The 6,404-nt window shown below is 69.6% G+C and carries 5 protein-coding genes; 2 read left to right on the forward strand and 3 right to left on the reverse strand.

What is annotated here, in order from left to right; all coding sequences use genetic code 11:
- The first annotated feature begins 41 nt into the window (after positions 1 to 41).
- Both AC1DK4_RS29430 and AC1DK4_RS29435 read left to right on the forward strand, forming a co-directional pair.
- Positions 42 to 1,295, forward strand: a complete 1,254-nt coding sequence (locus AC1DK4_RS29430; RefSeq protein WP_441617087.1) for an alkyl sulfatase dimerization domain-containing protein — start codon at positions 42 to 44, stop codon at positions 1,293 to 1,295.
- Between the two features lie 41 nt (positions 1,296 to 1,336).
- A complete protein-coding gene (locus AC1DK4_RS29435) occupies positions 1,337 to 2,347 on the forward strand; it encodes a Bug family tripartite tricarboxylate transporter substrate binding protein (protein ID WP_441617090.1) in 1,011 nt (336 codons plus the stop codon).
- A gap of 37 nt (positions 2,348 to 2,384) precedes the next feature.
- On the opposite strand, the gene AC1DK4_RS29440 is transcribed toward AC1DK4_RS29435, so the two are convergent.
- The 3 genes from AC1DK4_RS29440 to AC1DK4_RS29450 all read right to left on the reverse strand — a co-directional run.
- The gene (locus AC1DK4_RS29440) at positions 2,385 to 3,797 is read right to left on the reverse strand and encodes a DUF2252 domain-containing protein (RefSeq protein WP_441617092.1); all 1,413 of its coding nucleotides are present in this window, start codon (positions 3,795 to 3,797) and stop codon (positions 2,385 to 2,387) included.
- A gap of 38 nt (positions 3,798 to 3,835) precedes the next feature.
- Complete coding sequence (locus AC1DK4_RS29445; protein WP_477131942.1) at positions 3,836 to 4,423, reverse strand: hypothetical protein; 588 nt, start codon at positions 4,421 to 4,423, stop codon at positions 3,836 to 3,838.
- A 194-nt stretch (positions 4,424 to 4,617) separates the two neighbouring features.
- Positions 4,618 to 6,404: spermidine synthase (locus tag AC1DK4_RS29450; protein WP_477131943.1), on the reverse strand; the 1,787-nt coding region annotated here is incomplete at its 5' end.

Genomic DNA, 6,404 nt, shown 5'->3' on the forward strand with positions numbered 1-6,404 from the left:
GCTCATCGGCAACGACACACAGAGAACAGGAGGCAGGAGACATGCAGGACATCAAGAACCGGGCAGACGCCCTGATCACCGGCACGGGCTGCGAGGCCATCGCCGACGGCGTATGGCTGCTGCACGGGCAGGGCCAGTCTTTTGTTGCCGATATCGGGGGCGCGCTGCTGCTGGTGGACGCGGGGCCCGGCGGCAAGGTCACGCGCGGCATGATCTCGGCGCTGCGCGAGCACACCGCCCTGCCCCTGGCCGCCATCTGCTTCAGCCATGGGCACCTCGGCTACAACGCCGGCCTGTCCGAATGGCTGGCTCACGCGGCGCAGCGCGCGGACCCGCCGCCGCGCGTGATCGCGCATGCCAATGTGCCGGCGCGCCGCGCGCGCTACCTGGAGACCATGGGCTTGCAGGAACGCATGGCGGAGATCCAGTTTCGCCACCCGGCGGGCGCGCTGGCCGGGCGCCTGGTCAGCCCCGCGCCAGGCGAGACCTTTACCGATTCTCTCGTGCTCGGCAGCGGCCCGCGGCGCGTGGAGATCCTGTGGGCGCCGTCGGAAACCGACGACGCGGTTGCTGTCTGGCTGCCGGAGCAGCGGCTGCTGTACGGTGGCCCCGCCGTGATCGACTCCATCCCGAATATCGGCACGCCATTGCGCACCCTGCGCGATACCGTGCGCTGGGCCGACACGCTGGAGCGGCTGGCCGCGCTGGCGCCGCGCACGGTGATCCGCGAGTTCGGCGCCGCGCTCGAAGGCGAGGCACAGTGCCGGCAGGTGCTGACACAGACGGCGCGCGCGCTACGCTGGCTGCGTGCCGAGGTGGTCAGGTTGATGAATGAGGGCTGCGGGGAGCGCGAAGTCCTCGCCAGGCTCGAGCTGCCGCCCGAACTGTTCGAGCAGCCGTGGATGCGCCCCGCCTACGGCGACCCGAGCTATATCGCGCGCGACATCTATCGCTCCGAGAACGGCTGGTGGGACCGCAATCCGACCTCGCTGCACCCGTGCGCGCCCGACCGCGCCGCCGCGGAGATCGCCGCCGCCGTGACGGATCATGATGCGCTGATCCGACATGCCGAGTCGCTGGCCGCGCGCGGCGAGACCCAGCTGGCGCTGCACGTGATCGACGTGCTGGCCACCGCCGACGGCGACTCGCCCACGCTGGCGCGTGCCCGCGCATGCAAGGCTGCCCTGCTGCGCCAGCGCGCCTCGCAGGTGCGCAGCTACGTGTCGCGCAGCCTCTATACGGCCGCTGCCGGCGCGATCGAACAAGGTGGCCGCAACGCCCTGGGCATCCGCTGATGCCCGCCGCCGCCTCGGACACCACCGCAATGGAGACAGACATGCGAAACCCCGACCGACGCCGGACACTACGCCACGCCGGCTGCCTTGCCGTGGCGATCCTGGCCGCCGCCGGTAGCCTGGCCCCGCTCCAGGCGGCCCGTGCGCAAGCCCCCTGGCCCGCGCACCCGATCCGCCTGGTGGTGCCCTCCTCCGCCGGCAGCGGCACCGACCTGTTCGCCCGCCTGCTGGCCGAGCGCCTGGGCAAGGCGCTCGGCCAGACCGTCGTGGTGGACAACAAGGCCGGCGCCACCGGCATGATCGGCAACGACACGGTGGCCAAGGCCAGGCCGGATGGCTACACGCTGCTGTTTACCTTTGCGGCCTCCGTGGTCATCAACCAGACCTTGCAGCCGAAGTTGCCCTACGACGCGCTGCGCGATCTCGTGCCGGTGGCCCAGGTCGGCGCCGGCGGCAATTTCCTGGTGGTGTCGCCGGACTTCCCCGCGCGCGACCTGAAAGAGTTCGTCACCTATATGAAAGCCCACCCGGACGCCTATGACTACGCGTCCTGGGGCGTGGGATCGGGCGGCCACCTGACCATGGAATCGCTCAAGATGCAGACCGGCATCAAGCTGCGCCACGTGCCCTACAAGACCGTGCCGCAGATCCTGAACGACCTGCAGGGCGGCATCATCAAGGTGGCCTTCGTCGACTCGTCCTCGCCGCTGCAACTGATCCGCGCCGGCAAGATCCGGCCGCTGGCCCTCAGCGGCACCCACCGCGGGCCCGCGCTGCCCGGGCTGGCCACCATGACCGAGCAGGGCGTGCCGTTCGATACGGATAGCTGGTACGGCATGTTCGCGCCGGCCGGCACCCCGGCGCCGATCGTGCAGCGGCTCAATGCGGAAGTGAACCGCATGCTCGGCGACCCGGCCATGCGCGAGCGCTTCCGCCAGCTGAACCTGGCGCAGATGCCGGCCAAGAGCAGCGAGCAGTTCGCGCAGACCGTGCGCAGCGACATCCAGGCCTGGGGCGAAGTGATCCGCGTCAACCGGATCAGCGCCGAGTAGGCGCTGGCGGACTGAGGCCGCCGCACCGGCTGCCGCGCTAGACGCGGAAGTCCGCCGCCATGTCGGCGTCGGTGCGCGCCTCCAGCCGGCCGGAGCGGCATGCGTTGACGAAGATCTCGAAGTCGCGCTCGACCTGGTCGGCGTAGGCGTTGGAATAGGCCACCAGGGCATCGGCCATGGCGTCGCTGCTGCCGAGGTAGCCGCTGATCTCGATCGCACTGCCGCTGGCCTTGGCGTGGGCGCGCGCCAGCACCCACCCGCACAGCGCCGCATAACCTCCCAGCGTGTCGACATCCATCAGCTCTATCTCCGGCGACAGCTTCATGTCGCGCAGCTGGCGCAGGTAGAAATGGCGGCCGAACGGACCGTCGTTCCAGCCCAGGAAGACATCGCTGGCGGCCTGCATCAGCCTTTGTCCCTCCACCACGCGCCGGCCCTCGTGCGCGACCGGCGCCGACTTGAAGAAGCGCGCCACCACCGACTGCGTGGCCTGCTTGCTCTGCAGGAACAGCGGCTTGCCGTGGTTGTCGATCATCAGCACGACCAGGCAGCGCGTGCCGACGCTGCCCACCCCGACCACCTTGAAAGCCACGTCGTGCCGGGTGAAATGGCTAAGCAGCTGGCGCCGGTCCGGCGACAGCGTGGACATGTACGCATCGAAGGCTTTGTCCATGGCCTTGTTGACATCGGTGACCTTCATCCAGTTGTCCTCGGGCGAGAACAGCGTGTTCTTGCCCTGGACATGGAATACCGCGGGCGGCGCGTCGCGAATGATCCAGCGCTCCCCCACGCGCTCGGCCAGCTTGGACAGCAGCGCTTCGCTGGTGCGCTCGGCGGCGCGTTCCATGCCGCGCTCCAGGCGCTTGCGTACCTGCGGCGCCTGCGTCTGCGCCATCAGCCGCTCGAAGGTGATGCACTCATACCAGGTGTCCAGGATGCCCATGCCGGCATACTCGGCCATGTGCTCCTGGTAGCTGCGGACCGCGCGGTAGACCAGCTCTTCGGCCACGCCCCGCTTGTGGCGCAGATGCCTGGCCGCCACCACGAAACTGCCGGCGAGCCGCTTCAGGTCCCATTCCCACGGGCCGGGACTGGTCTCGTCGAAATCGTTGAGGTCGAACATCAGCGACCGCTCCGGGCTGGCGAAACCGCCGAAGTTGGCCAGGTGGCAGTCGCCGCAGATCTGGATCGTCAGGCCCGAATTGGGCGTGCCCGCCAGGTCGTGCGCCTGCAGGATGGCGCTGCCGCGGTAGAACGCGAACGGCGATTCGATCATGCGCCCGTAGCGCAGCGGCACCAGCCGCTCGACGCGGCCTGCGCTGTTGATCTCCAGCAGTTCCACGGGATCCCGGTCCACGTTGCCGATCGCGGCGTGGGAGCGCCGCGGCACGTGCTTGCGGGTAATCCTGCCGCTTTCGCGGCGGCCATCGGACTCGGCAGGTGTTTCCACGTTCGGCTCCGCTGCGCCCTGCGGCGGGCGCCCACGCCTCAGGACTTGGGCGAACTGACGGTGATCGAGACGATCTGGCGATAGACGATCTTGGCGAGCCGGCCCGCCTGGATCTTGCTAAGGTCGATGTTGGGATCGCGCACGGCCACGGTACRCAGTGTCTCTTGCGGACCGCGGAACGTGATGGTGCGGTTCTTGGCATCGACCTTGGTGACCTGCGCAGTGACCGTGGTGGTGATCTCGCGCGCGAAGCCGGGCTTGTCGCCTTCGCCGGCGCGCGCGGTACGCTCCACCGTTTCCGTCATCGGGGTGTCCTTGCTGTCGATCGGCTCAAGCCCCGTCACCAACACGGCCTGCCGCGCCAGCGTGACGATATCGCCCTTGCGGACCTGCTTGAAGTTCTTGACTTCGTCCCCGCCGATCAGTTCGACCACGTTGCCGCGCGGACCCTGCACCAGCACCGCCTTGGTATCCGGATCGATGGCGACGATGCGCCCCGATATCACGGCCTCCTCGGCAATGCCCACGGCCTTCGGCGGCGCAGCGTGAACCGCGGATGCGAACGCCATGGCGGCGCCGAAGCCGAGCGCGGAGAGGGAATGGGAGAACAGGCGGCGTGTTGGCATGGGTTTTCCTGGTCTTGTTTCTGAAGGTCTGCGAAAGGAGGATATGCAACGCCGGCGGCACGCAAGACTTGGCTGGGGCTTTGGCGGCGCATCAGCTTCAACATAGCGCGCAATGCGGGCCCACGGCATGCCGCTTGAAAGATTTCATATCGGGCACCGAGAAAATAAAGTGACGGGGAAACGGTATCGCCGCGCTAGTCGGCCATGCTCCGCCGCCCGCCCACGAACCAGTTGTAGTAAGGGTTGCCCGGGTCCGCGCGCATGACTTCGCGGATATCCTGCAGCCACTGCTCGCGGTCGCCCCGGTAGGCATTGAGGCCCGCGCCATAGAAGGTCATGAGATTCTGCCGCTCGGTCGCGATGGCGCGGCGCAGGCCGTCGTCCGCGCCGCGCAGCGGCGGCTCCGTACGCAGCGCCAGCAGATGCTCCAGCACCAGCGGGAAGTCCGTGCGCCGCACCCACGGCGCGTATTCGATACGCGGGCGGTCGTCGGTCACCGGGCGGGCGTCGCCCGCGTATTGCTCCAGCCCCTCGCGGCCGGTCACCCAGGTGGCCAGCAGCGCCGCTGGCGAGGCGATGCCCACCGCGCGCAGCGCGGCGCCCACGTCGGGCTGCGCGAAGCGCGCGGCGATGCGCGCGGCATCCAGCTCGATGGGCGCGGGCGATCCCACCAGCATCATCTCGTGCAACTCGGTGGTCCACAGCGTGGCGTAGGGAAAGGCATCGAGGAAGCTGCGCACCAGGGCCCGGGTGTCTTCGTCGTTCTGCGTGGGCAACGGCAGCCACTGGGCGACCAGGCCGGCGGGCTGCAGCCGCGCGGCGGCAAGCCGGTAGAAATCCGTCGAATAGAGGTTGACCACGCCGGCGGCCGACGGCGGCGGCGGCTCCAGCGTGATGAGGTCGTAGCGTTGCTGGCTTTGCAGCAGTTCGCGCCGGCCGTCGCGCAAGCGGATCTGCACGCGCGCATCGGCGCTGACGCCGTAGTTGCCGGCGAACTGCGGCACCGCGCGCGCCACCGCCGGCAGCAGTTCGGCCACCACGCGCTGCTCCAGGCCGGGATAGGCCAGCATGGCACCGGCCGTGATGCCGGTGCCCAGGCCGATCACCAGCGCCGAGCGTGGCGTCTCGCGGTGGATAAGCAGCGGCAGCAGCGTCTGCAGCCGCATATAGCGCAGCGAGGTCATGGTGTCGCCGGAATTGGACACGCCCTGGATATACAGCCGCTTGAAGCGCTTCTGCCCGAAGGCTTGTTCCACCACGGCCACGGTGGCGCCGCGGCTTTCCTCGTAGAACACCAGCTCGCCGCCGCGCGCGCGGGTCAGCAGCACGGCCAGCCGGTCGGGCGGCGCCAGCAGCGCGACGCCCAACGCCAGCACGGCCAGCAGCGCGCCGCCCCAGCGCGCCGGCCTGCCCACGCCCTGCCCCATCAGCACGGCCGCCAGCGCCACCGCGCACGCCGACACGGCCAGCGCCGCCAGCGCGTGCACCAGCCCCAGCGCCGGTACCAGCACGAAACCCGCGATGGCACTGCCGGCGATGCCGCCCACGGTGTTGAGGGCGACCACCGCGCCCACATCCCGCCCCATCCGGCTGCTGTCCACGGCGATGCGCAGCATCAGCGGAAAGGCCGCGCCGAGCAGCAGCGTCGGCACGAACACCACGCTTAGCGCCGCCACCGCGAAGCGCGCGCACATGGCGACAAGCTGGCTGCCGCCCGCCGCCACCATCCATGCCGACGCCAGCGCCTGCCAGCGCAGCAGCCAGTCGCCCAGCCACACGATCTCCAGCAGCGCCGCCAGACCGGCACCGGCGATCAGCAAGGCGAACAGGCCCCATGGATCGCGCACGCGGTCGGCGCGGCGCGCCATCAGCGCGCTGCCGGCGACCAGGCCGCACAGGTAGGTGGCCAGCACCACGCTGAAGGCAAAACTGCGGGTGCTGATGAATTGCACGATGGCCTGCGACCACACCACCTCGTAGC

Source organism: Cupriavidus sp. 05N38, assembly GCF_056397345.1.

Bases quoted from the DNA above. Each gene is read 5' to 3' on its own strand.
- AC1DK4_RS29435 (WP_441617090.1), top strand. From the start codon at position 1,337: ATGCGAAACCCCGACCGACGCCGGACACTACGCCACGCCGGCTGCCTT.
- AC1DK4_RS29430 (WP_441617087.1), top strand. From the start codon at position 42: ATGCAGGACATCAAGAACCGGGCAGACGCCCTGATCACCGGCACGGGC.